Origin of the sequence: Citrobacter sp. BIDMC107, assembly GCF_001037575.1 — a bacterium.
GTDB classification, from domain to species: Bacteria; Pseudomonadota; Gammaproteobacteria; order Enterobacterales; family Enterobacteriaceae; genus Citrobacter; species Citrobacter freundii.
In genome coordinates this window covers 390,974-415,959 of sequence record NZ_KQ089848.1, presented here as the reverse complement: position 1 = coordinate 415,959, position 24,986 = coordinate 390,974, and the positions used below count along the sequence as shown (strand labels likewise).

Below are 24,986 nucleotides of genomic sequence, written 5' to 3'. Positions count from 1 at the left end.
AGCGATTTAGCAACGGAAGTTATCATGAACGGTGTAAACAACCGGACTGGCAAATGCCTGTCTGGCGTAGACCATTTGCGCCAGTCCGTAAGCGACATTCTTAGCACCCCCGTCGGAAGCCGTGTTCTCGTGCGTGATTATGGCAGTGAACTGTTTTCGCTGTTGGACAACCCCAGGGATGAGTCTACCCGCCTGCGGATGATTGCCGCGTCAGCGACAGCACTGGCCCGTTGGGAACCCCGGCTGAAAGTGACGCGCGTGCTTGTCTCTTTTCCGGAAGGAGAGTCTGGCTGTGTTGTGAATATCGAGGGGATCAACAAGGAAACCAATTTACCTGTTAAAACGGGGGACATAACGATTTATGGCAAGTAGCTATGACGTAATTAACCTGTCCGAACTCGCTGTGCCGGATGCCATTGTGGTACCTGATGCGGCAGAGATTTTCTCCCGCTGGCTGGCGCGTTTGCGTGAGTTGGATAAGCAGTTTGATGCGCTGGTGGAGTCTGATCCGACATTTAAACAGGGGGAGGTGAATGCCTACCAGCTGACGCTGGCTTTTCAGCGGGTTAATGATGCAGTACGAGCGGTATTTCTGGCGAGCGCCAGAGACGCTGACCTTGATCAGATAGGCGCGGCGTTCAACGTTAGGCGACAGATTATTAAACCCGGTGAGCCAGATGCGGTCCCACCAATAGAGCCGCTACTGGAAGATGATGACGCATTTCGTGAGCGTATCCAGCTTTCGTGGGCACAGCTGAATACCGCTGGCGCACGAAACTCTTACCGCTTTCATGCCAAACCAGCTGATACCGATGTGTTGGATGCGGATGCTTATGGGCCGGAAACGCACAATCGACCGGGTTATGTTGATGTGTATGTTCTCTCCCGGACGGGGGACGGAACGGCAGGGCAGCAGTTGCTGGGTAAGGTAAACAGCACACTGAATGCCGATGAGATTCGTCCGCTAACTGATTTTGTGACAGTGAAAAGCGCCACAATTGCAAATTATGCTGTAACAGCAGAGCTGGAAATCCCAGAGGGGCCGGATGCGCAGGCGGTTCTGAACAACGCAATTAATGCTTTACGTGCATATACCCTGCTGTCCCATCGGATTAAAGCTGTAGTGCCGTTATCCGCAATTTATGCCTCGTTACAGCAAGCTGGAGTGGTTCGGGTAAGGCTCATTTCCCCGGTAGCGGATATTGAAGCGGAAGCTGGTAAGGCGCCGTGGTGTACCGCCATAAATGTCACACGCAGGGGGGTAAGCAGCAATGGTGGGTAAATTTAGATCCCTGCTGCCTCCAGGCGCATTCCCCGAAGAGCGAGCTCAGGAGCAGGCCGGTGCGGAGCAAATCGAGACCCTTGATACCAACATGGTGCGCAAAGCAAGAAATCCGGACACTTGTCCGGCACACCTTCTCCCGTGGCTTGCCTGGGAGCATGCCGTTGATTTCTGGGATGACAACTGGACAGAGACGCAAAAGAGGCAGGTGATAAAAGATGCTGCATATGTTCATCAACACAGGGGCACTGCCGGGGCAGTAAGGCGTTCGCTGGCCTCCGTAAACCTTCCCACAACAGTTGTGGAGTGGTGGGAGGAAACACCGCATGCAGCGCCGTATACCTTTCGGATAGAGGTGCAAAGTAGCCAGGGCGTGAGTGACGCCCTCTATCATCAGATCCGTCAACTTACTGACCGGGCAAAAAATCTGCGCAGCTATCTGAGTAAAATTGATGTGCTGGCGAATGTCGGGATGGACGGAGCTATTTATATTGCGGGGGCGACCACAGCGCATATAGACGTGGACATATTTACCGGGGAATCTCATGGCTGATTATTATTCTATTATCACCAACCGGGGCAAGGAACTGGAGGCTGAAGCCATTGCCAGTGGTCGCTGGATTGTACTTACGCAGTTTGTGGTCGGTGACAGTAATGGTAAACAGGTGCAACCCGATCCGGCACAAATACGGCTGATTAATGAAACATATCGGGGGGATATTGCGGATCTGGTTGTGTCCCCCGAACAGTCCACACAGTTGATGGCGAAAATAGTTTTGCCGACAGATGTGGGCGGTTTTACTGTCCGTGAAGTTGGCCTGATGACTGATGCCGGGGAGCTTTATGCAGTGGCAAACTGCCCGGCGATCGATAAGCCTGTTGGTGGCGTCAGCGTTAATATGCAGTTCCGCCTCGCGGTATCTGATACCTCAAATATTACGCTGAATGTTGCAACAGGCGATGGGTTATTCCTGCGCATTGACCAAAACCTGAAAGAGATAAAAGCGCGGGGCGCGGAAGCACAAAAAACATCGCGTGAATCCATTGGTGTCCTCGATGGCACGACACAACAAAGGGGGCTGGTTCAACTTAACAGCGCTGTGAACAGCACCAGTGAAACGCAGGCTGCAACCCCTGCGGCAGTTAAGATCGCAATGGATAATGCGAATGCGCGACTGGCTAAAGACCGGAACGGCGCTGATATCCCAAACCCTCCTTTGTTTGTTCAGAATATCGGTTTACAGCAAACGGTTAATAAGGCAGCTGGCGCGTTGCAAAAAGACCAGAATGGTGCGGATATTCCCGACAAAATATCATTTTTACGCAATGTCGGAGCTATACCATTAAATCCCCATGGGACAATTGGTAACAATGGTAGGATGGCATCCGCCGCGACGCCGGGATGGTGGGTGGTCTCTGTTTCAGATACTGCCACTGTAGCCGATTTCCCCATGACTCCTGATGGTAGCAAACTGTATGGCTACGGTTTCTTGTTCGTAGGGCGAACAGGGGATGCATGGGTACAGCAATATTTCTCACATAACGGAACGAGCGCTACCCGTCAAACATGGAATGGCGATATGTCTGAAAGTGTGTCGTGGGTGATTGACTACACCACAGCATATAAGCCGACTGCCGGTGATGTAGGAGCGCTGCCTATTGCTGGTGGCACGATCAATGGCAGTCTGGGTATCGGAACACCGAATGCCCTCGGCGGCCACTCAATTGTTTTGGGCGATAACGACACTGGTCTTAAGCAGAACGGTGACGGTATTTTGGATGTGTATACCAACAATGCCCATGTTTTCCGTTTCGCCAATGGAGTGAATAACAGTATCCAGCCTTTAAGGTCTGAGTCGTACATCAGTGCCAAAGGTGGTGTGTATGAGTTTAATGGTAGCCAGGATGTCAGAGTTTACTCGCCGCATAACCCACCACCGGCTACTGACTTATCAGCTTACGCGACCATGAGCTGGGTGTTGCAGAACTTTGTCCAGAATATTGATCTGACCGCGCCTACTGAATTTCAGTTTTGGGACGGGCGAGGTTATATGCGACCGACTGATGGTGCTGCTATGTACAACTTTTCAATGGTGGGTGGTTCCAGCAACGTCGGCTGGATTCAGATCCGCTATACAAGAAAATTGGTTAATAACACCTGGTATGTACTTAATTAAGGCCATAAGGAATAAGCATGCAGAGTTTCGGTAAATTTACCCCTTATATACCTGACGATCCCAATAAGCCTAAAAATATAGACGGTCAGAGCGTCATGTATTTGCAGGATGAAAAAGGTAATGACTGGTATGAAATTAGAGGGTTATTTGACGAATCAACCACACTGAAAATTGGCTATGACGATGATGGCCGGGTGAGAACCTTTACGACAGATGTTAATGCGTTTTTTCCGGTTAATCTGAGTGCGGTTGAAGTTCCTGCTACAGAAGAGAACCTCCGTGTGACCTTGGGCGATGACTGGTTTTATAAAGACGGAAAATTACAGCAAATTCGGGATTACCAGTCTATCGCAGCTGCGGAACGTGACAGACGTATGGCTGAAGCAACAACACGTATTAATTGGCTGGAAGCTGCACAGCAGGACGGTGATATTTCTGCTGATGAAGAAGCTGAACTGACGGCATTACGCGCATATCGCACCACGTTACGTCGTCTTGATTTGTCAGTTGCGCCTGATATTAACTGGCCTGTACGTCCGGGAGCGTAGGCTATTCGGGTTTTTCTGTATCAACAGGCGTAACGTTCACTCTGCATTTCTTACATTCCGAAAGTGCGGCGGTTTTTTCCGTCGCCATTCCTTCATCGCGGCGTCCTGTCGCAGTGCAATTGTGACAGTTAGCTCATATTTTTTGGACTGTTCGGTTTATCTGTTCCTTCTCGTGCTCGCTGGCGTCAGTATTGATCGCGGGCTGTGTCATCATCGGTTTAACCCGAACATCAGTATCCGGGAACATCCGGTGAACCCTCTCTTACTGAATTACGTCATCAAGGATGCCAGGACCGCAGAGTTTGATGACTGTACGGCGATGTGAGCATGTCTTATTAAGCGATGTATAGTGATCGCCAGTGAAGAGGTCAATTATCATTTCGGTCTGGATTGTTAGACAAACCAATCCCTACTTTTACCGCAGCGAACAACATGATGCACAGAGTGGTAATTACGGCAAACACTAATGAAAGGCTGGTAATCATAACGTTTCTTTAAGTCAGATGGATTCTATTTTTAGACTACTGCACAGGGAAAAGGTTCCTGACAGCTACCATGCTGGCTCTTCAAGAAGATATTACCGCAACCTGGCGTATGCAGGAGTGGAACGCAGCTTACTGGTGATCTGTCGAGGGTTTCATCCCAGTAATTCCCCAAAGTTTTCACGTGCAAAAGATAGGCATAAAAAAGACGTAATTTTTTATTTTTAAACAGTTTTTTAATCTAAAGCTCGATTTGGTTGAGAGTATCATCCCAAAAATCGCAAGAGTCACTTTTGTCATCGCGGAAAGTGAAGCAGTATGCAAGGCGTCAATTCATTTTCAACCAGTATGATTCCTGGCAAACGTTATGAAATTGCTTTTTCATTGGTCTGATATCCTGTCCAGCCGCATCGATTACTTCCCAACAGATCCAGCATTCAGGACAAGCATTAGCGGAGCTTTTCATTGCTTCAAGCTCATTAGTGTAGCCGATTACCACACCACTCTCATGAAGCCATACCTTAGAGACAGACTCAACTTCTGCCAAGTCATCTTTTTCCCAACTCTCTTGAATGCAATTTACTTCCTTTCCGTTTTTAATAGCATTCACATAATACCTTAAGTCGATCATCACCTGATTCGTCGCAACAAATAATTGTGGTAAAGCATATATTATCTTATTGCTTCTCCCGCAACATCACTGTCGTAAAAAAACGACCAATCCCACGCTGTCAACCTTTGGCATCGATTCACTTATTTAGGTATACACACCTGATTGACCCTGACCCAAAGTCCTTCCCCATTCAGAAGCAGAATTTAGGTACGATGAACACTCCCCCCTGAGCGTCACCTGCGTGCCAAAAGCGGACATGGTTAACATCACGATGTATTAATCAACGGGGAGCCAGTCAAGGATTATCTGTATCGTTCTGTACCACTATCAAGAGTACAAACACTACTTTAAGCTATATTGGTTTATGAGGCTATTTCCTTTGTTAACTCCAAAGGTTATCATAATGGAAATATCCTCTAGGGTTTATAAAATGAAATGGATAAAACAATATAGTAAAGAGTTTGAAAGGGATGCTTTAAGGAAATTAATTTCAAAAGTCAATTGGAAACACTTCAAACCATCTATCAAAGCTAGCCTTATAGGTATAGCTGAAGAATTGAATAAAAATGGTATAGAGGTAAGTGTTTATGACCAGCAAGATGAACCAGATGGATTTGGCTTTGATTCGTTGAGTTTGCAGTTTAATTCTAAATTTACTGGAAATATGCGGCAGGTCATAGAAACAGATAAAATAACTTTTAATCACCATATGCAATCTGGTGGGGTGTTATCCATTACATATAGTGCTGTTGGTCATATTCATATTCTTGTTGAACCTCCTAAAACTGAAGACTCTGTCGCAGTTCATAGTTATCTTATCCTTTACCAAACTTATGATGCAAAAAATATCACAAGTAAACGTATTGAGAAAAGTGTTAAAAACTTCATCCATTACCAAAGGTACTCAGGTGTTCTTTATAGAAAGACATTTAAAGATAGATGGGTAGTCAGATGGCTTAAAGCAAAGATGTACTTTATTCAATATCTAGAACCCAAAAATAAATTTATAAGATATTCAGCTTTATATATTCCGCTTATTAGTATGATTGTTGCAACAATTGCGGCAGTCGCAAGCCTGATAGCAGTATATCTGACCTATTTGAGTTTAAATCATTAAATAAAAAGGCACCCATTAAGGTTGAACGGCTCCCTGACGACTAACACATGGCTACGTTAGAATTTTTTCAGCTACTGCAGAACGATTTTCAATGCCCGTTCTTCGCTCATGAGGGACAGCCATACTCAGATCACCCACATTTCAGGAGATTTGAGTATGAACACATCACCGTGGAACAAAGACCGTATCATCGGCCAAAAAAGACCACTTCAGATATCTCATATCTGGGGGATCCGAATCAGGCTTGAACTGGAAGGTAAAACGCGCGATTTGGCTCTGTTCAATATGGCCCTGGATAGTAAGCTTCGAGGCTGTGATCTGGTAAAACTCAAAGTATCTGATGTTGCATATGGTAGCTCTGTTTCAAGCAGAGCTACGGTGCTACAACAGAAAACCGGCAGCCCTGTCCAATTTGAGATAACCAAAGGGACAAGAGAGGCTGTTTCTGCATTGATAAAGCTTGGCAATTTACGCAGTAAAGACTACCTGTTCCGATCTCGGGTCGGTACTAACCAACACATATCACCCCGGCAATACAACCGAATTTTTCATGGGTGGGTAGCAAAAATTGGTCTCGAAGATTCTCTTTACAGTACACATTCCATGAGAAGAACAAAACCTTACCTGATCTACAAGAAAACTAAGAATCTTCGTGTGATTCAACTCCTGTTAGGTCATAAGAAACTGGAAAGCACGGTCCGTTATCTGGGCATTGAAGTCGATGATGCGTTAGAGATTTCTGAATCGATTGAAGTCTAAGGTTGTCAGGGCTGCAACAGCAGCCCTGTGCCAGGAGCGGACATCCAGATCATTTCAGAGGGTTAAGTGCACGGGAAGTCTTCAAGTATGTTAATTATCAAATCGAGTGGGAAGATGATTTCATTGGTCTGTCTGAGCTCTTCTAAGCTCCACCAGTAGTGATCGCTAATGACTTCTTTTTCGTTGTTACTCCAACCTGAGCGGTCAATTTCTGATTTATCCGTAGTTATAATAAAGAAACGTTCTTCAGCAAGAACGTTCTCACCACTTGGTAGCACCATAGGGAAGGTTCTGGAGGCTATTTGTGGTCCCATAGTTCTTCTTGTCAGACCCGTTTCTTCAAATAATTCACGTAACGCCGCCTGCTCAAAAGACTCGTTGTGCTCGAGTCCTCCCCCTGGCGTTGCCCAGTATGTTTTTCCTTCCAGAGCATCATCTTTATGGCAGAATCTAAAGAGCAGAACGTGATTTTCAGGTGAAAGGACTATCAATCGAGAGGCTGGACGAGTACGCATGTAATCCCTCTTAAATAAAATTTAAACCCTCATTTCGGATTTTCCAATAAACATAGATTGCAGCACTACAAGTGCACATTGAGGATACCTTTTCTTACCACGTCAACTGCGCTTATCGTCCGCTCCTCGCTCATAGCCGACCTGACAAGTCGCTTGGCCTGTCCGCTCCGTGCCAAAAGCGGACGATTCAGAAGCTAGCTCTTAATAAAAGCTGACGCATTATCGAACCGGATAACCATGCGTAAAGGCTGTGGATGGCCATATCGAGATGTGTTTCAGCGCTGGAAACAGAATGACAGCAATCAACAACCTGTTTGACTGCTGCGATTTTAAACTCTTCGGTATAACGCTAACCACTCATGGTAACCTCTCTTTAAGTCATCTTAATTGACTCTGAGGTATCTGTTAAACCCGTGGCGATTCAGGGGATTCAGTTAGTCCGCTCCATAGCAGGAGCGGACGTGGAGAACAACAGTCTTAGTTGAGCAACGGGGAGCTGGTTAGCATTTTTACTCATCACTTTCGCAGACCAACCCTTATAAGATCATGAGGGAATAAAGGCTTAATCATTATCTTATCGTTAAAAATAAATAGTTTAGGTGACAGGGCGATGACATCGTAGATATTATCGACAATGAGTTGTAGATGGGTTCTGAACACGGGCACATTCGCATCATCCGCTACGACAAATACAGTTTCATTGCCTAAGTCGCTCACGTTAAACATCTCATGACTAGGTTCATAATCGCTAAAGTCCATTTCCGACCATTTGAGATCACCGCTATACCATGGATATTGAAGAAAAATATCCATTACCGCACTCAAATCATCCCCTTCCATAACATTAAAATCTGTCTTGAGAAGGTCCTTACATTCCTCAAACAATGTCATGTCCATTCCCTTTAGGCTTTATAGCTGAATATTTTTATCATATCCTCCCTGGATGATTGTTTAAAGGAATTAGGAACGTCCTCTGATCGCTCATAGCGGACCGTTAGGACTGTATAAGCTTCATCATTGAGGTTTGCAGTCAGCGGTAACTTATTGATTATGGGTATAATGCGCACGATCAAAATCCCTATTCTGAATAGCTCTGATTGTTGTTTTAACGCTAAAAGTGGTTATCAAAACCTAAAAAAATATATTTATAATCAGTGGGTTAGGGAACGCCCAATAGTCAGTAGAACATATGTGAATTGATGAAATTATGCTTTTATATCAGATGGTTGCGGCTGAATGATCTAACTAATGCTGCGCCACATGGGTTGGACCGAAGCGGCTGATTTAATTGTTAAAGGTATGGAAGGCGCTATCAACGCGAAAACCGTAACTTATGACTTCGAACGTCTGATGGATGGCGCTAAGCTGCTGAAATGTTCAGAGTTTGGTGACGCGATCATCGAAAATATGTAATCCACATTCTGGGTTGTATGAGAACGGGAGCCGGTTGGTTCCCGTTTTTTTGTGCCTGATAAATTCTTTCCCTGTCATTTTATCCGCCCAGTACCTAGGGGGATCAGGGCTTGTTGTGGTCTATTTATGTTTGGTTTAGCTAAAAAAAGGCAAAACGAGACTAAAGCCTCCGACATAAAGCGCTGACCAGGTCGCCGCAGAGATCAGACTGACTGCATACACTTTCATTGGATGAAGATGCAACATTCCAGCAACTAATGGCACAATGTAACGCAGCACGGCAATAAAGCGCGAAGTAAAAAGTATCGGTACAGAACTGTTTTGCAACCGGCGTCGAACCCGTACTACTGTATCGGCATGACGCGACATGATGCGTGCCAGCCAGGGTAGGTGTCCCATCATCATTCCAAGGTGATAATTAACAATTGTCCCGCACCATGCGCCAATCATTACAGCAATTCCCGCTTCCCATGGCGCAATAGTCGCCTTGCCGACGGAAATTACAGCAACCAACATAACAGATGCTGGCGGTAATACAGCTGAAATGAGGAACGTAGATTTTGCGAATGCTATTCCAAAAAGCAGGCCCCACAGGCTGAAAGGATGAAGCGCGAAATGGCTCATCAACGCGTTTACCCACTCCATCAATGCTTCTCCAGTTAAGGTTCCTTGGCTATTTAACCGCGATACGGCTTAATCAGGCCTCAACACAGATGAATTACTGACTGCTGCACTTAATCCCGGCTGTGACAGCTGTCTGCGTATAGCAGCAGAATACAGTTGAGCGGGATAGGGTAAAGGAAGATGAATCGAACGCACTTAATCTGAAACCAGCCACATATCAGCCTCTTCAAACATTTCCTGGACAGTACGGCTTATCTGTTCCTTCTCGTGCTTGCTGGCGTCAGTGTTGATCGCCGGCAATGTCATCATCGGTTTAACCCGGACATCAGCGTCGGGGAAAATTCGGTGAACCCTCTTGGTCAATTCGCCCAGAATGATATCTTTTGCACCGGGCAGCCCATCAAAATTCCTTTTGTCATAAACGAGTTCCACGAACATTGCTTATCGTCTCTTTGCTGGATAGATATACAGTATTTATACTGTGTTTTTATCCGGTATTCAAGAGAGGGCATAAACATGGGCTTTCCTTCACTTGCGGCAGATTATGTTGAAACACGAATCTCCCTCGATCAGCAACTAATCAGCCAGCCCGCAGCGACTTATTTCATGCGGGCATCGCGTTCACATTTCAGGGAAGGAATACTTCAGGGGGGCTGCTTGTTGTGGATGCGTCACTTACTGCCTGCGATGGCTCATTGCTGATATGTGCAATTGTAAGTAGCCCGCATAATCGTGCCATTCACACTTAGAGATCATCCGGCATAATCAATCTGCCAAAGCGGACATTGGTAAGCTCATGCAGTATGGATTCACGAAGAACATACGTTATATTTTGTCCTGATTGACACGGGATGAAAGCTCCTGATGGCTCTCTTTTCGCTCGCTGTAACGATCTGCAAGATAACTGGTTTGTCCCTTAAGCAGCAGCGTGATTTTAAACAGCTCCTCGGCTACATCGACGATGCGGTCATACCATGAAGAAGGTTTCATTCGTCCGTTTTCGTCGAACTCTTGCCATGCCTTGGCTACAGAGGACTGGTTGGGGATCGTAAACATCCGCATCCAGCGACCAAGTATACGCATCTGGTTCACGGCATTGAAGGACTGTGAACCGCCGCAGACCTGCATTACCGCAAGTGTTTTGCCCTGCGAAGGACGAATCGCTCCTTCACTTAAGGGTATCCAGTCAATCTGCGCCTTCATGACTGCGCTCATAGCACCGTGCCGTTCCGGAGAACTCCACACCATCCCATCACACCATCTGACCAGACCGCGCAGCTCGGTGACTTTGGGATGCGTGTCCGGCGCATCATCCGGCAGGGGTAAACCGGAGGGGTTAAACAGTTTCACTTCCGCGCCCATCGCCGTCAGCAGGCGACCGGCTTCCTCCGCGGCAAAGCGGCTGTAGGAGCGGAACCATACAGGATCAGAATCCGTGGTGGCTCCTGCACGTTCAGGCGTTCAGCGATGTGTTGATCAAAGCATGCAGTATTCAGGGCAGGAAATTGTTCCATTTTTCTCCTCCAGAGAGAGCAGATGATTTCAAAGTTAATACATATGATTTACCATATGTGTATTCTAAAGGGAGCGGAGAGAAAAATGCTACAACCTGTTCAGCTTTTCAAAATTCTGTCAGATGAAACACGGCTCGCCATTGTTATGCTTCTGCGGGAGTCCGGAGAACTGTGCGTGTGCGATATCTGTGCAGCTACCGCCGAATCACAGCCCAAAATATCACGACATATGGCCGTCCTGCGCGAGGCAAAGCTTGTTCTTGATCGTCGGGAAGGGAAATGGATCCACTATCGTCTGTCACCTCATATTCCGGCGTGGGCCGCTGAGACAATCACGACATCCTGGCTGTGCCTTCGGGAGGATGTGCGGGAATGGTTGGCAAAGTCGGCCTGTACCTCCTGCTGAGGCAGGAGAACATATTTACATAATCATATATAACGGAGTCTGAAATGTTTTTGGCAGGGAGTATATTTTTACTGACGCTGGTACTGGTTATCTGGCAACCCAGAGGCCTGAGTATTGGCTGGAGCGCGAGTATTGGAGCTGCGCTGGCGCTGGGAACCGGAGTCATCCATATCGCAGATGTTCCCGTTGTCTGGAATATCGTCTGGAACGCGACAGCGGCATTTATTGCGGTCATTATCATCAGCCTGTTGCTTGATGAGTCCGGCTTCTTTGAATGGGCCGCACTGCACGTCTCCAGCTGGGGTAACGGACGTGGTCGCCTTTTGTTTACCTGGATAGTCTTGCTTGGTGCCGCTGTTGCTGCGTTGTTTGCCAATGACGGCGCTGCGCTGATCCTGACGCCGATTGTAATTGCGATGCTGCTCGCACTGGGATTCAGCCAGGGCACGACATTGGCGTTTGTCATGGCCGCAGGATTTATTGCAGATACGGCCAGCCTGCCGCTAATTGTTTCTAACCTGGTGAATATCGTCTCGGCGGACTTTTTCGGTCTGGGCTTTACGCAGTATGCCTCCGTTATGATCCCCGTAGATGTGGCAGCGATTGCGGCCACTCTGGTCATGCTGCATCTCTTCTTTCGCAGGGACATTCCGGCGACGTATGACGTTTCGCTGCTGAAGACGCCTGCCAGTGTGATAAAGGATCCGGCAACGTTCAGGGCGGGCTGGATTGTCCTGTTATTGCTGCTTGTCGGTTTCTTTGTTCTGGAGCCACTGGGGATCCCGGTCAGTGCGATAGCGGCTACTGGCGCAGCAATACTGTTTATAGTGGCGAAAAGAGGTCATGCCATCAACACCGGAAAAGTCCTCCGCGGTGCGCCATGGCAGATCGTTATTTTTTCGTTGGGTATGTACCTGGTGGTCTACGGCCTGCGCAATGCAGGGCTTACGGAGTATCTGTCTGACGTGCTGAACTTACTGGCAGAAAAGGGGTTATGGGCAGCAACGTTCGGCACCGGCTTCCTGACCGCGTTCCTGTCGTCGGTGATGAACAATATGCCGACGGTGCTGATTGGTGCACTGGCGATTGACGGGAGCACGGCAACTGGCATCGTCAAAGAGGCAATGATTTATGCCAACGTGATTGGCTGCGATTTAGGTCCGAAAATCACCCCGATTGGCAGTCTGGCAACCCTGCTTTGGCTGCATGTGCTTGCCCAGAAAAATATAACGATTACCTGGGGATATTACTTCCGTACGGGTATTATCATGATTCTGCCCGTGCTGTTTGTCACTCTGGCCGCGCTGGCGTTGCGGCTCTCCATCACTTTGTAATGAGATACAGATATGAGCAACATTACCATCTATCACAACCCTGCCTGCGGCACTTCTCGCAACACGCTGGAGATGATCCGTAACAGCGGCAACGAACCAACGATAATTTATTATCTCGATACGCCACCGACCCGTGATGAGCTGATTCAACTTATTTCAGATATGGGAATTACGGTGCGTGCATTACTGCGTAAGAATGTTGAGCCTTATGAACACCTGGGTCTTGATGAAGAGAAATTTAGTGATGAGCAGTTGATTGATTTCATGCTTCAACATCCGATCCTGATTAATCGGCCGGTAGTCGTTACGCCGCTTGGCACTCGTCTTTGCCGCCCTTCAGAAATAGTGTTGGATATTCTACCGGAAGGTCAGAAAGGAGCGTTTACCAAAGAGGATGGCGAGAAGGTCATTGACGAAACGGGTAAGCAGATTAAGTAATCTGCCACTTCAAAATACCGGATGTCTGTTCACGCTATGCGGGTATCCGGTTTTCGCTCAAATCGGACCTCTGCGGCAGCAACAGCTTTACCATCGAGGCTTGCCATTAGTGGTAGTGTGTTGAATGCGCTGGCGTGAAAAACTTGGATTCTTGGCGAAAACTCTTCCCCAAAACTAAAACCAAAGTTTAGATAATCAATGAGTTTAAAATGGTAGCTACTGGCTGATTTGAAAGTAGAGAGGATGATAATTTCGACTTTATCAAATGGTTGCTATGATTTTAGCAATGAAATGTTGCGCCACATGGGGGGGACCGAAGCGACTGACTTAATTGTTAAAGGTATGAAAGGTGCGATCAACGCCAGGACCGTAACCTATGATTTCGAACGTCTGATGGACGGCGCTAAGTTGCTGAAATGTTCAGAGTTTGGTGACGCGATCATCGAAAACATGTAATCCAGATTCTGGGTTGTATAAGAATGGGAGCCGATTGGTTCCCGTTTTTTTACCTGCAAAGTGCTTTCCTGGAACTTAGACTATTAAACTCATTTTAATAGCACTAAAGATTAAATTTTTATCTTTGTCATTACAATTCTATTTATTGATAAAAGATATCCATATCTTTCAATATTTATTTAATTCTATCCGGGTATGAGAACTAACTATAATTGAGTGGTGTTGGTATATTATTGATTGTTAGATGCAAAACAGTCGTTTTAAAAACAAGAAAATATTGGGAGTATATTAAAGGTGGTGGCGTTTTAATGTTGTTTTACTCTAATTTTAAGTCCATTTTTATCAGCATGCTATGATAATTTGTTATTCTGAATGCTAATAATGTCCAAAAAAGAACATTTTTCCCGATTGATTTTTTATTACCTTTCTGTTTTTATCTTGGCGACATGCTTGAGACATAAAATTCAAAGCATGACTCCTTATTATGTGTGTAACTTACTATTAGTTGATGATGAAAATGGTTATTAAAATGCTAAGTTTAAAAACGGGTTTAGTGGCTGTTACATTTTGTTTTGCTATGACAGTTTATGCAGGAGAAAGCGTAGTCACCGGCGGTTATGTACATACCCGGACAGATGGACAGAACCTTAACGGTCTTAACGCTAAATATGGTTATACCCCAGATGAAAGTGATTTAGGCGTTATAACATCCTTAACTATTTCGGCAAATGACGATAATGATATAGATCGTGGTTATGGTTCTGCATTAGCCGGTGCAAGTTATAAAGTAAATGATGTGATAAAACCTTATGTAATGGTGGGTATTGGGAGAGGTGCGATCAAAGCTAATGGTGAAACTGATACTTCTACAGGTTTTGCCTATGGTGCTGGTATTCAGTTTACCCTCATTGCAGCTTTCACTGTTGATGCAGGCTATGAAGGTTCTAAGGTCTCTGGCGCGCAAGCTAATAGTATTGTAGTCGGCGCCGGCTGGAAATTCTAAGGTTATTTATATGAATAAATTAATGATAATACTGGTTGCATTTTCTACTGTTTCTTTGATGTCTGGTTGCGTATCAGAAGAACAACGCTTAGCTAAGTGCGAAGCGAAGGGAATTAGCCGTGATGTTTGTTATCACGAAGAAAAAGAATATTGGAATAATTACAGTGCTAACATGAGTCGACTGCAGGCTGCTAATACACAAGCAGATGCTTTTAAAGAGTCTATGAGTGATCGCAAGAAGCATAAGCATTATGATGACGATTAATATTTTAGACCACGTACTTACTGTCTTGAGCGCTTATGCTCTTAACATTATAATCATTTATTAATTATTCAAATGCTTATGCTCAGGAATCACTCTCAAAAGCGTATTTTTTTCTGTATATAGTGATGAAATAATGCAGCGCCAGCATGGACTGCAATCAGAAGTAACAGATATTGGCGAGTTGACTCCCCCCAAGGCCAGAGGTATTTATGATAACAATGGCCTTACTTTGATTTCAGAAAAACGCTTCGCCTGCTGTATGCAATCATTCTTTTGATGAAAGTTTGTACGGGAATACGTGCAGGGCATTGGCTGCAATGGGGTAAACACCAAGGCCTTCTGTTCGAGCTTTAATTTCCTCGAATGAGAGTGAAGGGGAAGGTTCTCGTCCTCCCCACAGATTAATACCTTCAGGAACATCGTCCCGACTGTACTCCTCGGCGATCTCAATAGTTCCGCCGCTATTCAATTCGATCACGACGCTTTTTCCGTCAACAGGAATTAGATTCCCTTCATTGTCAGTGATAAAGATTTTCATTTGCTTACCTCTTATTAGTACATTCATATGATAGCAAAATTGGAAGGAGGGATGTCATTATCGTTATGATCTTTCCAGGGATTATTTTTTATAAAAATCAATTTCTTATGTTGTAGCTTTGGAAGTGTGACTGGGCGCATGGCGACTTTTGATTCTATCTACCATGCTCTGTAGAGATAAATTAGAACACGTCAATGCTCATCGCAACGACTGATCAGTTTTCACCACGGGACATGAGAATGCGCAAAGTACTTTTACCGGTAACCGCAGCGGTGTGTCTTTTTTTGATAGGTGTTTTTATTCTTAATATGCAGCTGTGGTATTCCTCTTCGACAGAAATCCTTGGAGGAGCCAGATATGCCGCGAAAAATATGGATAACATACTGGATGAAGCTTTCCAGGCAACTCGAACCGCTATGCACATCGCCGAAAAAAAATGCGATCTGGAGGGTCAATACCAACTTGGAACTGAAGCTGCACTTCGCCCTCATTTGCGAACGCTGATCATTATCCGACAGGGGAAGCTTTGGTGTACGTCACTGCCAGGTAATCGGATCTTGCTTAAGCAAATTCCGGTGATTACTGATACAAATTTGCTGCTTACTCCCGCAAGAAATACGGAAAATGAGATACCCGTTCTGCTGTATCAAACTCGTTTTCAAACCAACCACATCATTGTCACTATTAGCGGGGTGCATATCCGTGGAGCATTGAATGTTCCGTTAAAGGGGGTGACATATTCACTACTCGTAGGTGACGAAGTGCTTGGTTTATTGGGTGATGTGAAAACCGTTACAGCAAGCTCACAGATGTCTGGTCAGGTGAATTCCGCAAAGTATCCGTTCAGCATTATTTATAATGAACCGCCATTGTTTAGTGCAAAAAGGCTGGTTACACAAGGTTCAGGGATTCTGGTTTTTATCCTGTTAATATCTTTCGCAGCCGCTTATGCCATTGATAAATATCTAAATAAGAACGATACCCCAGAAGAAACGTTGCGCAGAGCGATAGTAAAAGGAGAGATCGTGCCTTTTTATCAACCTATCGTAAATGGTCGTGAGGGGACGTTACGCGGTGTTGAAGTGCTGGCCCGATGGAAACATCCAAAAGCCGGATATATCTCTCCTGCCTCCTTCATTCCCGTCGCCGAAAAATCAGGCCTGATAGTGCCACTAACTCAAAGTCTGATGAGGCAGGTTGCGGCGAATATGAACGCCATTGCCAGCAAACTGCCATCTGGATTCCATGTCGGTATTAACTTCAGCGCATCCCATATCACTTCCCCTACATTTGTTGAAGAGTGTCTGAAATTCAAAGATAGCTTCAGCCGCCATGATCTCAACCTTGTGATTGAAGTTACTGAGCGTGAGCCATTACATGTAGATGAAGAACTTGTGCAGAGGCTCAATATCCTGCATGAAAATGGCTTTGTGATTGCGCTTGATGATTTTGGTACGGGCTATTCTGGGCTTTCTTATTTGCATGACCTGCACATTGATTACATTAAAATCGATCAGAGCTTTGTGGGAAGGGTTAATGAGCTTCCCGATTCAACCCGAATTTTGGATTGTGTTCTCGATCTAGCGCGCAAGCTATCTTTAAGCATCGTTGCGGAAGGAGTTGAAACGAAGGCCCAGCTCGATTATCTCAACAAAAACAACATTGTTTTCCTGCAAGGGTACTATTTCTATAAACCAGTAACCTTCACAGAGTTCGTCATGATTCTGCTGGCAAAGCCTAAAGTGAAGGTTTTTGTCGAATAAGTACATGACAACCTTATTGATGAAAAGGGATCATGAAATCTGCTTCGGGAGTAAAAATCCGATGATTATCTTTATCGTGAGACAAATCTCAGATTCTGTTATTTAAAATCTATACCCTTATCGATGTGGTGGTTATTTGTGTTTTCATATACAGCAACTGGATAATGGCATGGCAGATATAACATTCGCGATGGAGCGTGATTCAAGTCACAGTGCAGCGAAAAAAGAGTTGGATGTGCGAAACAATACGAAGTACACAAACCGCAACCAGCTTGCGATTGCCGCAGTACTGTTATTAGGTGGTATCGTCGGGGTTATTGTTTTGGCATTGTATCTAATGGCACAAGAAGGGGTGTTTCTGTATTAATTATTTAAATATTCTTATGTGTTAAATTAAGTTGCTGATTATATATTATGTCGTCTGTTAATAATATCCGACTGGTCGGGGTATTAGTGTGCCCAGACCAGCAGGATTGATAAAATTAGAACTGATAGTTTAACGATACCCAGTAGTTACGGCCCGGGTTTACGTATCCGGTAGTGGATTGTGCAGTCTGATAATAATCACCTGCGTAGGTGCTATTACGGCCCACCTGGTAAAGTTTAACCTCGCTAAAGTCTTTATCCAGCACGTTATTAACTGCCGTATTAAGTGTCAGATCTTTGGTCAGTTTGTAAGACATTCCCATGTCCAGGACGGTCCAGGCTTTTAAATTAGCACCTTTATCGTCATAGACGGCTTTTTGTACTGCGCTGAGATTGTCGTAATTTTCCGTGAAGCGTGGGGCCTTACCGCGATAACGTGCGCTCAGCCAGGCGTTCATATCTTCCGTTGCCTGCCAGTTCAGACGGGCGTTAGCCATATGCTTTGGTGTATAGCTTAACGGCGCGCCTTTATTGTCACCATCTTTTTGCTTGCTCTGAGTGTAGGTGTAGTTGAGAGATAAGGTCAGCACATCCGACCATAGAGGGAAGGTGCTGGCAAATTCAACGCCATCGGTCCTCGCCTTGCCGCTGTTGGTATAACTGTTGGTATTATCATCGATAGAATACGAGACAATTTTATTTTTGTATTCAGTATAGAAGCCGGTAATGTTGGCGTTAAGCCCGGCGTTGTTCTCGTAATACAGCCCGGTTTCGTAGCTGATGCTTTCCTCAGGTTTGAGGTCCGGGTTACCGACTGTATTCACCGTTCCCTGCGCGGTTACACCGCTGATCCCGTTATGTAACTGGCTCAGTGATGGTGCTTTATAACCTGTCGTTACGCCGCCTTTGAGGGTCCATTCATCAGATACGTCCCAGACCATATACGCACGTGGGCTGAGATGACCGCCAAAGACATCGTTATGCTCATAGCGTGTTCCTGCTGTTAAGGCCAGCGAATCGAGAATATGCCATTCATCTTCGGCATAGGCTGCCCACGTTTTTTGGTGGAACGTCTCGCCGGTATTGGCCAGCACCACACCATCTTTCATCCGTGCATCCCAATATTCCCCGCCGAGGGTTAACAGATGCGAATCACCTAGTGGTGTCAGCAGCACGGAGTCCAGAATGACGTTGGTGTTCTTCAGTTCACGCGCGTCACCGGCCCGACCTGCGTTCTCTGGCGTGAGTGCGGAGGAGACCAGTTGTCGGCCCTTGTTCTCGGTTTCATTCCAGCCGAGGGAGGATTTCCAGGTGCCGAACGTTAAGGCGGTATCGTGGCCGAGGGTCACTTTGTTACGCTCATAGCGCAGCGTTTTATCATAACCTCCCGTCAGGTTACCCAACTGACCGTCATCGTTGTCATAACGCTGTCTGGCGGAGTCGAGATCCAGCCACAGCGTATTGCTTTCATTGGCTTTCCAGTCGAATCGCGTGCCAATATTGTAGTTTTCCGACTCGGTTGGATAAGGTACGCGGGTGGAAGAGGTATCGCTCAGCGAAGTGACGCTGGAACCCTGACGCTGGGTTGTGCTCCCCCGAACCTGCATATCCAGTACGCCCGCGATTAACGGGCCGCTTGACCAAAAGTTGGCGACCGTACTGTTACCCCATTTATTGCTCTCTTGCAGGTTAACGCCGGTATTGATGGAAGTGCTCCATTTATCGGTGCTTTTTTTGGTGATGATATTCACCACGCCACCGATTGCGTCGGAGCCATAAAGCGTCGACATCGGGCCGCGGATAACCTCAATATGATCGATTGCCGCCAGCGGGGGCATAAAGCTGGTATTCATGGCAGAGAAGCCGTTTGGCGTCACGTCGCTGCTGCCGTTTTGACGAATACCGTCAATCAGGATCAAGGTATAGCTGGCGGGCATGCCACGGATGCTGATCTCCAGACCGCCAGTTTTACCGGTGCTGCTTTCAACATCTACCCCTTCAACAGAACGCAGGGCTTCACCTAAGTCATTATATTTATTGGTTTGTAACTCTTGCTGCGAAATAACAGAGACGCTGGCGGCGGCATTGGTGATTTTCTTTTCGTAACCGGAAGCGGTTACCACCATGACATCTTCAGCAAATACCAGGGGGCTGGAAAATCCTAAACAGGACAGAACGACAGAGGCAACGGGTTTTAAACGCATAGTCAAACTTCCTTTGTTAAAAATCAAAGGCAGTAAGATAAGTGATCGTAATGATAATACAAATAATTATCATTACAAATTTACATAACTTGTCACTTCTGGTGTTTTTTTTGAATAAATATACATAAATTGTCATTAATTTTAGATAAGGAAATGGCAGGAAGGGTAAATAGTCAGCATGAGTAATTATTAGATAGGGATTAATATTCCTTTGAATAAATGGCGAGGGATTAATCTATATTTTGAGATTCACATCGTACTCATAACGGAGTATCAGAAAAAAGTATGATAATTTTAGAAAATCGTCATACTTTTCTGCGCCGCATCATTTTTTTCGTCATTTCTGTCCGCCATAATCCCTTCCCCAGGAGACTGCTTAACGACTGTAAATCGTTATGCAGCATAAAAATAACGTAAATCTGGATAACATAATGATCAAAGGCAAGCTGGCACTGCTTACGTGCGCATTGACTCTCGCATTAACCTCACCACTTCTCGCCGCGCAAAATGCGAGCGAAGGGCAGACGTTAAAACTGGCAATTGGACCGGAGCCAACGGAAGGTTTTGACCCGATGTTGGGCTGGAGTCATGGCAGCTATCTGCTTTTGCATGCACCATTATTAAAACAAAATGCAGATATGAGCTGGGGAAACCTGCTGACGGAAAAAGTAGAGACCAGCGCAGACGGCAAAACCTGGACGTTGACGTTAAAACCTGACCTTAAATTCTCTGATGGTTCGCCGCTAACCGCTGAAGATGTGGTGTTCACCTATAACAAAGCAGCAAAAAGCGGCGGCAAAATCGACATGGGAAACTTCACCCATGCCAGTCTGAAAGATAACCGCACGGTAGAAATTACGTTGCGTAGCCCGCAAAGTACCTTTGTGAACGTGCTGGGTTCATTAGGAATTGTTCCGCAAAAACGGTATGACGAAAAAACATTCGCTAAAAATCCGATTGGCGCGGGTCCGTATCGACTGGTGAGTTTTCAGCCGGGGCAGCAGTTGATCGTTGAGGCTAATCCCTGGTATGCCGGTAAGAAAAATGATTTCACTAAGCTGGTGTTTGTCTTCCTTGATGAAGATAACGCTTATGCCGCAGCGCGTAGCGGCCAACTGGGACTCGTACGTATCGCGCCGTCGATGGCGGTCGCTCCTCAGCAGAAAAATTTGAAACTTTGGGTACGCGACAGCGTGGAAAACCGGGGCATTGTGTTCCCGATGGTTCCTGCAGGTAAAAAAGACGCCAATGGCTATCCGATTGGGAACGATATCACTGCCGATGTTGCCATCAGGCGCGCCATCAACTACGCCATCGACCGTAAGCAGCTTGCCGATCAGGTCATGGAAGGTCATGCGATTCCGGCGTATAGCGCGGTTCAGGGTCTGCCATGGCAGGGACAATCAGTTGCGTTCAAAGATGGCGATAGCGAAAAAGCGCGAACGATTCTGGAAGAAGCCGGCTGGAAGGTGGGTAAAGATGGCGTACGTGTGAAGGACGGTAAAGATGCTCGCTTAACGTTGTGGTACGCCAGCGGTGACAGTACACGCCGGGATTTAGCCGAAGCCGTACGTGCGATGCTGGAGCCAGTGGGTATTCAGATTTCTCTGCAATCCGGGAGCTGGGAAACTGTTGAGCGGCATATGCATGCCAACCCGACGCTGTTTGGCTGGGGAAGTCTGGATCCGATGGAGCTTTTCCATCACTACAGTAATCAGGCTGCGGGCGTGGAATATTACAATCCAGGCTATTACAGCAATCCTGTCGTTGAGCAGCATCTTAAACAGGCAATTGACGCTCCGGACTGGCAAAAAGCGTTGCCGTTCTGGCAGCAAGTTGAGTGGGATGGCAAGCAAGGGGCTGGCGTGCAGGGCGATGCTGCCTGGGCATGGTTGCTGAATATTCAGCATACCTACCTGGCAAATCCGTGTATTGACTTAGGTAAAGGCGCACCGGAGATTCACGGTAGCTGGTCACTGCTCAATAATCTGGATGAATGGACCTGGACCTGCCGTTGATGAAGTCTGTTGTGGGCCATTTTCTACGGCTGATAGTGTTATTAGTGCTGGTTGCGGCTGGCACTTTTGTGCTGCTCAGCTTTTCTCCGGTCGATCCGATTCGGGCTTATATCGGCAACGATCTCCTGCATGTGCCGCCGGAGCAATATGCGCGTATCGCGGCTCGCTGGGGATTGGACCAACCGCTATGGGAGCGTTTTGGTCACTGGTTTGGCCGTGTATTACAGGGCGATCTCGGCTACTCAATGTTGTTTAACGCGCCGGTTGCCAGCGTGATCAAGGAGCGCTTTGCGACTTCGTTTGCGCTGCTTGGTGGCGCGTGGCTACTCTCTGGCATATTGGGAACGGCAATGGGGTTTGTCGCGGGTCGCTACCTGAATCGCTGGCCGGATAAAGCAATCTGTCGCCTCAGTTATCTGCTTTCTTCGCTGCCGACCTTCTGGATTGGCATGCTGTTGCTGGCATTATTTGCCGTGCGCTGGCCGGTATTTCCGGTCTGCTGCGCGTGGGAGCCGGGCAATAGCGGCGATATGGCGACGCTGACTGAGCGTCTGCGCCATCTGGTGCTTCCCGTTTGCGCGCTCAGTTTGCTGGGACTGGGACAAATTACGCTTCATACGAGGGAAAGCATCGCCAGCGTGATGAAAAGCGATTTTGTCCGTTTTGCGCGTTCTCAGGGAGATAAGGGCTGGTCACTGTTACGCCATCAGGTTCTGCGTCATGCAATTACGCCTGCGCTGTGTTTGCAGTTTGCCTCGCTGGGGGAGCTGTTGGGAGGCGCATTATTGGCCGAAAAAGTCTTTGCTTACCCGGGACTGGGGCAGGCCACTATTGATGCCGGATTACGTGGTGATCTGCCGTTACTGATGGGAATTGTATTGTTCAGTACCGTATTGGTGTTTATTGGTAACTCGCTGTCTACCTGGCTTGTCCGTATGTTGAACCGTGCTCTGGAACGACCTGATGCTCTATAACCCGACGCCGACGCTGATTCGTCTTTTGCTCTCTTTTAGCTGCCTGTTATTCATTGCAGTGTATGGTGCCGCAATGCTGGATAACCCGTTGAGCGTTAATCTGCTTGCCCGGCATTTACCGCCTGATGCGCTGTACTGGTTTGGCACCGACAACCTTGGTCGCGACCTGTGGATCCGTTGTTTTCAGGGTGCACTAACCAGTCTGCAAATTGGTATTGGTGCGGCGTTGTGTAGCGGTTTCATCGCGTTAGTGATGGCGGCGGTTTCGCGCATACATCCGCGTCTGGATGTGCTTATGCGCCTGATTACCGATGCCATGCTGTCGATGCCGCATCTGCTGTTGCTCATTTTGATCTGTTTTACGCTGGGCGGTGGGAAAAACGGCGTGATTATGGCGGTTGCGCTGACCCACTGGCCGCGTTTGGCGCTAATCCTGCGTGCTGAAGCGCAGCGCGTGGCCCACAGTGACTACTTGACGCTGACCTGGCGTCTGGGGCACGGCCATTTTTACTGCTGGCGACATCACTATCTACCCGCCTTATTACCTCAATGGCTAACGGGAACACTACTGATGTTTCCCCACGCGGTGTTGCACAGTGCGGCGTTAAGCTTCCTCGGTTTTGGGCTGGCACCGCATGAACCGTCACTGGGACTGCTGCTGGCGGATGCGCTGAGATTTATCAGTCATGGCGATTGGTGGTTGGTGCTGTTTCCGGGACTGATGCTGTTCAGTCTGGTGATGTTATTCGATCAGCTCGCAAGGGCGGTACATCGTTTATGGTTACGAGGTGACGCATGTTGAGTTTAAGACAGGTCTCGCTGGAGGTGGCGCGTTATCGCTGGTACGGCGCGAGAAACTGGTCTTCGCTGTTGCAGGATATCTCTTTCGACGTGGCACCGGGTCAAATGGTGGCGTTAGTGGGAGGAAGCGGGGAGGGTAAGAGCCTGCTGCTGCAATGCCTGCTCGATCTCTTACCGGAGAATTTGCGCTTCCAGGGCACTATCACACTGGAGGGCAAAACGCTGAACAGCGATGATATTCGCAAATGTCGTGGCGATACCTTCAGCTATGTCCCGCAAGGCGTTCAGGCGCTTAACCCGCTGCTCTCGATTGAAAAGCATCTGCGCAGGGCATGCCAGCTTTCTGGCCAACAATGGAATGCCGGAAAAATTGAACGATTGCTCCAGCGTAGCCGACTGGAAAGTCGCGTATTAGATGCTTTTCCGCGCCAGCTTTCAGGCGGTATGGCGAAACGTGTCCTGGCCTGTCATGCGTCTCTGAGTCAGGCTCGCTATATTCTGGCGGATGAAATTACCGCCTGGCTTGATGCACCTCTGGCTAATCAACTCCTTGAACAGTTGCGTGAGCAATGTGAGCAAGGGGCTGGCGTTTTATGGGTAACGCATGACCTCACGCTGGCGGCCCGCCATGCGGATCGTATTGTCGCGTTGCATCAGGGAAGGGTGTCGGATAACGTCAGCCGGGAACAGCTGTTACGCGGAGAGATTAGCGAACATCTGCAACGACAATGGCGGGCGCTGCCTGAAAGAAATCAACTTTTTGGAGAGCGCGATGTTGTGCTGTCGTGATGTAACAATCCGTCAGGGAGAAAAGGTTCTGTGGCAAAATCTGACCTTCTCTCTACACCCTGGAGAACGTATTGGGATTTGTGCGCCAAGTGGGACGGGCAAAACGACGCTGGGACGCGTGCTGGCGGGCTGGCAGAAACCAACTTCGGGTGACATTCTGGTTGATGAACAACCGTTACCGATGCACCAGTATTGCCCGGTGCAACTGGTGCCACAGCATCCGGAATTAACTTTTAACCCCCGACGCAGCACCGGTGATGCGGTTCATGATGCCTGGCGACCGGATGCTGAAATGCTTACCCGTCTTCACATCAACCCAGAGTGGTTAACTCGCCGCCCCGGACAACTTTCTGGCGGTGAACTGGCGCGAATTGCTTTACTTCGTGCGCTGGACCCGCGGACACGTTTTCTTATTGCTGATGAAATTACCGCCCAGCTCGATCCTTCCATTCAACGGGATATCTGGGCGCTGCTGCTTGAAGAATGCCAGCGTCGGCCATTGGCTATGCTGATTATCAGCCATCAACAGGCCCTGCTTGAGCAGCTTTGTTCCAGCAAACTCCTTGTAACGTGAAATGAGATAAGGC

The 24,986-nt window shown here is 47.2% G+C and carries 27 protein-coding genes and 7 pseudogenes; 22 read left to right on the top strand and 12 right to left on the bottom strand.

The window, feature by feature from the left end:
• Positions 1-24 precede the first annotated feature (24 nt).
• From SK39_RS02015 to SK39_RS01995, 5 genes are read left to right on the top strand one after another with little or no spacing between them, the layout of a single operon-like run.
• Positions 25-372: a GPW/gp25 family protein gene (locus SK39_RS02015; RefSeq protein WP_048216556.1), complete on the top strand. Its 348-nt coding sequence runs from the start codon at positions 25-27 to the stop codon at positions 370-372.
• On the top strand, positions 362-1,282 hold the full coding sequence (locus tag SK39_RS02010; protein ID WP_048216555.1) for a baseplate assembly protein: 921 nt from the start codon (positions 362-364) through the stop codon (positions 1,280-1,282). Before SK39_RS02015 ends, SK39_RS02010 begins: the two co-directional genes overlap by 11 nt.
• Entirely contained in the window at positions 1,272-1,835 is a 564-nt protein-coding gene (locus SK39_RS02005; protein WP_048216554.1) for a phage tail protein I, read from the top strand. The genes SK39_RS02010 and SK39_RS02005 overlap by 11 nt, the downstream gene beginning before the upstream one ends.
• Positions 1,828-3,459: a phage tail protein gene (locus SK39_RS27490; protein ID WP_048216553.1), complete on the top strand. Its 1,632-nt coding sequence runs from the start codon at positions 1,828-1,830 to the stop codon at positions 3,457-3,459. Before SK39_RS02005 ends, SK39_RS27490 begins: the two co-directional genes overlap by 8 nt.
• A gap of 17 nt (positions 3,460-3,476) precedes the next feature.
• Positions 3,477-4,007, top strand: coding sequence for a tail fiber assembly protein (locus SK39_RS01995; RefSeq protein ID WP_048216552.1), 531 nt, complete (start codon positions 3,477-3,479; stop codon positions 4,005-4,007).
• Positions 4,008-4,140: 133 nt separating this feature from the next.
• Here SK39_RS01995 and SK39_RS01990 read toward each other — a convergent pair.
• The 3 genes and pseudogenes from SK39_RS01990 to SK39_RS01985 all read right to left on the bottom strand — a co-directional run.
• A pseudogene (locus SK39_RS01990) lies at positions 4,141-4,269 on the bottom strand (DinI-like family protein); the annotation flags it as partial.
• 106 nt (positions 4,270-4,375) lie between these two features.
• Positions 4,376-4,492 carry a YnaM/YnfT family protein gene (locus SK39_RS27765; protein ID WP_352446998.1) on the bottom strand — a complete coding sequence of 39 codons (117 nt, stop codon included), beginning with the start codon at positions 4,490-4,492 and terminating at the stop codon, positions 4,376-4,378.
• A 325-nt stretch (positions 4,493-4,817) separates the two neighbouring features.
• Complete coding sequence (locus SK39_RS01985) at positions 4,818-5,099, bottom strand: hypothetical protein (protein WP_231593807.1); 282 nt, start codon at positions 5,097-5,099, stop codon at positions 4,818-4,820.
• A 433-nt stretch (positions 5,100-5,532) separates the two neighbouring features.
• On the opposite strand from SK39_RS01985, the gene SK39_RS27485 reads away from it, so the two are divergent.
• Both SK39_RS27485 and SK39_RS01975 read left to right on the top strand, forming a co-directional pair.
• The gene (locus tag SK39_RS27485) at positions 5,533-6,219 is read left to right on the top strand and encodes a hypothetical protein (RefSeq protein WP_181595247.1); all 687 of its coding nucleotides are present in this window, start codon (positions 5,533-5,535) and stop codon (positions 6,217-6,219) included.
• A gap of 156 nt (positions 6,220-6,375) precedes the next feature.
• Entirely contained in the window at positions 6,376-6,978 is a 603-nt protein-coding gene (locus SK39_RS01975; protein ID WP_048216550.1) for a site-specific integrase, read from the top strand.
• 62 nt (positions 6,979-7,040) lie between these two features.
• Here SK39_RS01975 and SK39_RS01970 read toward each other — a convergent pair whose 3' ends face one another.
• From SK39_RS01970 to SK39_RS01965, 3 genes and pseudogenes are all read right to left on the bottom strand, one after another.
• Positions 7,041-7,493, bottom strand: a complete 453-nt coding sequence (locus SK39_RS01970; RefSeq protein ID WP_048216549.1) for an NUDIX hydrolase — start codon at positions 7,491-7,493, stop codon at positions 7,041-7,043.
• Between the two features lie 232 nt (positions 7,494-7,725).
• Positions 7,726-7,842 (bottom strand): annotated as a pseudogene (locus SK39_RS27760) (transposase); the annotation flags it as partial.
• A gap of 167 nt (positions 7,843-8,009) precedes the next feature.
• Entirely contained in the window at positions 8,010-8,384 is a 375-nt protein-coding gene (locus SK39_RS01965) for a CDI toxin immunity protein (RefSeq protein ID WP_048216548.1), read from the bottom strand.
• A 354-nt stretch (positions 8,385-8,738) separates the two neighbouring features.
• Here SK39_RS01965 and SK39_RS25250 point away from each other — a divergent pair.
• A pseudogene (locus SK39_RS25250) lies at positions 8,739-8,906 on the top strand (isocitrate/isopropylmalate family dehydrogenase); the annotation flags it as partial.
• Between the two features lie 135 nt (positions 8,907-9,041).
• Here SK39_RS25250 and SK39_RS01960 read toward each other — a convergent pair.
• Positions 9,042-9,551, bottom strand: a complete 510-nt coding sequence (locus SK39_RS01960) for a DedA family protein (RefSeq protein WP_048216547.1) — start codon at positions 9,549-9,551, stop codon at positions 9,042-9,044.
• 174 nt (positions 9,552-9,725) lie between these two features.
• The gene (locus SK39_RS01955; RefSeq protein ID WP_003840850.1) at positions 9,726-9,968 is read right to left on the bottom strand and encodes a DinI family protein; all 243 of its coding nucleotides are present in this window, start codon (positions 9,966-9,968) and stop codon (positions 9,726-9,728) included.
• A 78-nt stretch (positions 9,969-10,046) separates the two neighbouring features.
• Here SK39_RS01955 and SK39_RS25245 point away from each other — a divergent pair.
• Positions 10,047-10,243: pseudogene (locus tag SK39_RS25245) on the top strand (S24/S26 family peptidase); the annotation flags it as partial.
• A gap of 112 nt (positions 10,244-10,355) precedes the next feature.
• Here SK39_RS25245 and arsH read toward each other — a convergent pair.
• Positions 10,356-11,044, bottom strand: a pseudogene (arsH, locus tag SK39_RS01950) (arsenical resistance protein ArsH).
• Positions 11,045-11,129: 85 nt separating this feature from the next.
• Here arsH and SK39_RS01945 point away from each other — a divergent pair.
• The 6 genes and pseudogenes from SK39_RS01945 to SK39_RS01925 all read left to right on the top strand — a co-directional run bounded on the left by SK39_RS01945 (position 11,130) and on the right by SK39_RS01925 (position 14,946).
• Positions 11,130-11,450 carry a transcriptional regulator gene (locus SK39_RS01945; protein ID WP_003030762.1) on the top strand — a complete coding sequence of 107 codons (321 nt, stop codon included), beginning with the start codon at positions 11,130-11,132 and terminating at the stop codon, positions 11,448-11,450.
• 44 nt (positions 11,451-11,494) lie between these two features.
• Positions 11,495-12,784, top strand: a complete 1,290-nt coding sequence (locus SK39_RS01940) for an arsenic transporter (protein ID WP_032936140.1) — start codon at positions 11,495-11,497, stop codon at positions 12,782-12,784.
• Between the two features lie 12 nt (positions 12,785-12,796).
• Positions 12,797-13,222, top strand: a complete 426-nt coding sequence (arsC, locus tag SK39_RS01935; RefSeq protein ID WP_003030760.1) for a glutaredoxin-dependent arsenate reductase — start codon at positions 12,797-12,799, stop codon at positions 13,220-13,222.
• A 291-nt stretch (positions 13,223-13,513) separates the two neighbouring features.
• Positions 13,514-13,678: pseudogene (locus SK39_RS25240) on the top strand (NADP-dependent isocitrate dehydrogenase); the annotation flags it as partial.
• Between the two features lie 517 nt (positions 13,679-14,195).
• Positions 14,196-14,681 carry an outer membrane beta-barrel protein gene (locus SK39_RS01930; RefSeq protein ID WP_048217387.1) on the top strand — a complete coding sequence of 162 codons (486 nt, stop codon included), beginning with the start codon at positions 14,196-14,198 and terminating at the stop codon, positions 14,679-14,681.
• 10 nt (positions 14,682-14,691) lie between these two features.
• Positions 14,692-14,946: a hypothetical protein gene (locus tag SK39_RS01925; RefSeq protein WP_003846687.1), complete on the top strand. Its 255-nt coding sequence runs from the start codon at positions 14,692-14,694 to the stop codon at positions 14,944-14,946.
• Positions 14,947-15,006: 60 nt separating this feature from the next.
• Here SK39_RS01925 and SK39_RS27755 read toward each other — a convergent pair.
• A pseudogene (locus tag SK39_RS27755) lies at positions 15,007-15,107 on the bottom strand (cytochrome b); the annotation flags it as partial.
• Between the two features lie 104 nt (positions 15,108-15,211).
• Positions 15,212-15,484 (bottom strand): hypothetical protein, encoded by a 273-nt coding sequence (locus tag SK39_RS01920; protein ID WP_003030757.1) that lies wholly within the window; start codon positions 15,482-15,484, stop codon positions 15,212-15,214.
• Between the two features lie 239 nt (positions 15,485-15,723).
• On the opposite strand from SK39_RS01920, the gene SK39_RS01915 reads away from it, so the two are divergent.
• Complete coding sequence (locus SK39_RS01915; protein ID WP_032936138.1) at positions 15,724-17,247, top strand: EAL domain-containing protein; 1,524 nt, start codon at positions 15,724-15,726, stop codon at positions 17,245-17,247.
• Positions 17,248-17,416: 169 nt separating this feature from the next.
• Entirely contained in the window at positions 17,417-17,614 is a 198-nt protein-coding gene (locus SK39_RS01910; RefSeq protein WP_032936137.1) for a hypothetical protein, read from the top strand.
• Positions 17,615-17,729: 115 nt separating this feature from the next.
• Here SK39_RS01910 and SK39_RS01905 read toward each other — a convergent pair whose 3' ends face one another.
• Positions 17,730-19,817 (bottom strand): TonB-dependent receptor, encoded by a 2,088-nt coding sequence (locus SK39_RS01905; RefSeq protein ID WP_032936136.1) that lies wholly within the window; start codon positions 19,815-19,817, stop codon positions 17,730-17,732.
• Between the two features lie 395 nt (positions 19,818-20,212).
• Here SK39_RS01905 and SK39_RS01900 point away from each other — a divergent pair, with 395 nt between their 5' ends.
• Genes SK39_RS01900 through SK39_RS01880 form a run of 5 tightly spaced genes read left to right on the top strand, consistent with a single transcriptional unit; the run spans position 20,213 to position 24,973 of the window.
• Positions 20,213-21,835, top strand: coding sequence for an ABC transporter substrate-binding protein (locus SK39_RS01900; protein ID WP_032936133.1), 1,623 nt, complete (start codon positions 20,213-20,215; stop codon positions 21,833-21,835).
• Positions 21,835-22,809 carry an ABC transporter permease gene (locus tag SK39_RS01895; RefSeq protein ID WP_032936455.1) on the top strand — a complete coding sequence of 325 codons (975 nt, stop codon included), beginning with the start codon at positions 21,835-21,837 and terminating at the stop codon, positions 22,807-22,809. Before SK39_RS01900 ends, SK39_RS01895 begins: the two co-directional genes overlap by 1 nt.
• Positions 22,799-23,611 carry an ABC transporter permease gene (locus SK39_RS01890; RefSeq protein ID WP_003030742.1) on the top strand — a complete coding sequence of 271 codons (813 nt, stop codon included), beginning with the start codon at positions 22,799-22,801 and terminating at the stop codon, positions 23,609-23,611. Before SK39_RS01895 ends, SK39_RS01890 begins: the two co-directional genes overlap by 11 nt.
• Entirely contained in the window at positions 23,605-24,399 is a 795-nt protein-coding gene (locus SK39_RS01885; RefSeq protein ID WP_003846680.1) for an ATP-binding cassette domain-containing protein, read from the top strand. Before SK39_RS01890 ends, SK39_RS01885 begins: the two co-directional genes overlap by 7 nt.
• Positions 24,383-24,973: an ATP-binding cassette domain-containing protein gene (locus tag SK39_RS01880; RefSeq protein ID WP_016150096.1), complete on the top strand. Its 591-nt coding sequence runs from the start codon at positions 24,383-24,385 to the stop codon at positions 24,971-24,973. The genes SK39_RS01885 and SK39_RS01880 overlap by 17 nt, the downstream gene beginning before the upstream one ends.
• Positions 24,974-24,986 lie beyond the last annotated feature (13 nt).

Excerpts from the sequence above, each read along its gene's own strand:
- SK39_RS01945 (WP_003030762.1), top strand. The coding sequence starts at position 11,130 with ATGCTACAACCTGTTCAGCTTTTCAAAATTCTGTCAGATGAAACACGG.
- SK39_RS27765 (WP_352446998.1), bottom strand. The coding sequence starts at position 4,492 with ATGATTACCAGCCTTTCATTAGTGTTTGCCGTAATTACCACTCTGTGC.
- SK39_RS01960 (WP_048216547.1), bottom strand. The coding sequence starts at position 9,551 with ATGGAGTGGGTAAACGCGTTGATGAGCCATTTCGCGCTTCATCCTTTC.
- SK39_RS01895 (WP_032936455.1), top strand. The coding sequence starts at position 21,835 with ATGAAGTCTGTTGTGGGCCATTTTCTACGGCTGATAGTGTTATTAGTG.
- SK39_RS01920 (WP_003030757.1), bottom strand. The coding sequence starts at position 15,484 with ATGAAAATCTTTATCACTGACAATGAAGGGAATCTAATTCCTGTTGAC.
- SK39_RS01925 (WP_003846687.1), top strand. The coding sequence starts at position 14,692 with ATGAATAAATTAATGATAATACTGGTTGCATTTTCTACTGTTTCTTTG.
- SK39_RS01970 (WP_048216549.1), bottom strand. The coding sequence starts at position 7,493 with ATGCGTACTCGTCCAGCCTCTCGATTGATAGTCCTTTCACCTGAAAAT.
- SK39_RS01995 (WP_048216552.1), top strand. The coding sequence starts at position 3,477 with ATGCAGAGTTTCGGTAAATTTACCCCTTATATACCTGACGATCCCAAT.
- SK39_RS01915 (WP_032936138.1), top strand. The coding sequence starts at position 15,724 with ATGCGCAAAGTACTTTTACCGGTAACCGCAGCGGTGTGTCTTTTTTTG.
- SK39_RS01910 (WP_032936137.1), top strand. The coding sequence starts at position 17,417 with ATGGCAGATATAACATTCGCGATGGAGCGTGATTCAAGTCACAGTGCA.
- SK39_RS27490 (WP_048216553.1), top strand. The coding sequence starts at position 1,828 with ATGGCTGATTATTATTCTATTATCACCAACCGGGGCAAGGAACTGGAG.
- SK39_RS01905 (WP_032936136.1), bottom strand. The coding sequence starts at position 19,817 with ATGCGTTTAAAACCCGTTGCCTCTGTCGTTCTGTCCTGTTTAGGATTT.
- SK39_RS01940 (WP_032936140.1), top strand. The coding sequence starts at position 11,495 with ATGTTTTTGGCAGGGAGTATATTTTTACTGACGCTGGTACTGGTTATC.
- SK39_RS27485 (WP_181595247.1), top strand. The coding sequence starts at position 5,533 with ATGAAATGGATAAAACAATATAGTAAAGAGTTTGAAAGGGATGCTTTA.
- SK39_RS01900 (WP_032936133.1), top strand. The coding sequence starts at position 20,213 with ATGCAGCATAAAAATAACGTAAATCTGGATAACATAATGATCAAAGGC.
- SK39_RS01930 (WP_048217387.1), top strand. The coding sequence starts at position 14,196 with ATGGTTATTAAAATGCTAAGTTTAAAAACGGGTTTAGTGGCTGTTACA.
- SK39_RS02010 (WP_048216555.1), top strand. The coding sequence starts at position 362 with ATGGCAAGTAGCTATGACGTAATTAACCTGTCCGAACTCGCTGTGCCG.
- SK39_RS01880 (WP_016150096.1), top strand. The coding sequence starts at position 24,383 with ATGTTGTGCTGTCGTGATGTAACAATCCGTCAGGGAGAAAAGGTTCTG.
- SK39_RS01890 (WP_003030742.1), top strand. The coding sequence starts at position 22,799 with ATGCTCTATAACCCGACGCCGACGCTGATTCGTCTTTTGCTCTCTTTT.
- SK39_RS02015 (WP_048216556.1), top strand. The coding sequence starts at position 25 with ATGAACGGTGTAAACAACCGGACTGGCAAATGCCTGTCTGGCGTAGAC.
- SK39_RS01885 (WP_003846680.1), top strand. The coding sequence starts at position 23,605 with ATGTTGAGTTTAAGACAGGTCTCGCTGGAGGTGGCGCGTTATCGCTGG.
- SK39_RS01965 (WP_048216548.1), bottom strand. The coding sequence starts at position 8,384 with ATGACATTGTTTGAGGAATGTAAGGACCTTCTCAAGACAGATTTTAAT.
- SK39_RS01955 (WP_003840850.1), bottom strand. The coding sequence starts at position 9,968 with ATGTTCGTGGAACTCGTTTATGACAAAAGGAATTTTGATGGGCTGCCC.
- SK39_RS01975 (WP_048216550.1), top strand. The coding sequence starts at position 6,376 with ATGAACACATCACCGTGGAACAAAGACCGTATCATCGGCCAAAAAAGA.
- arsC (WP_003030760.1), top strand. The coding sequence starts at position 12,797 with ATGAGCAACATTACCATCTATCACAACCCTGCCTGCGGCACTTCTCGC.
- SK39_RS02005 (WP_048216554.1), top strand. The coding sequence starts at position 1,272 with ATGGTGGGTAAATTTAGATCCCTGCTGCCTCCAGGCGCATTCCCCGAA.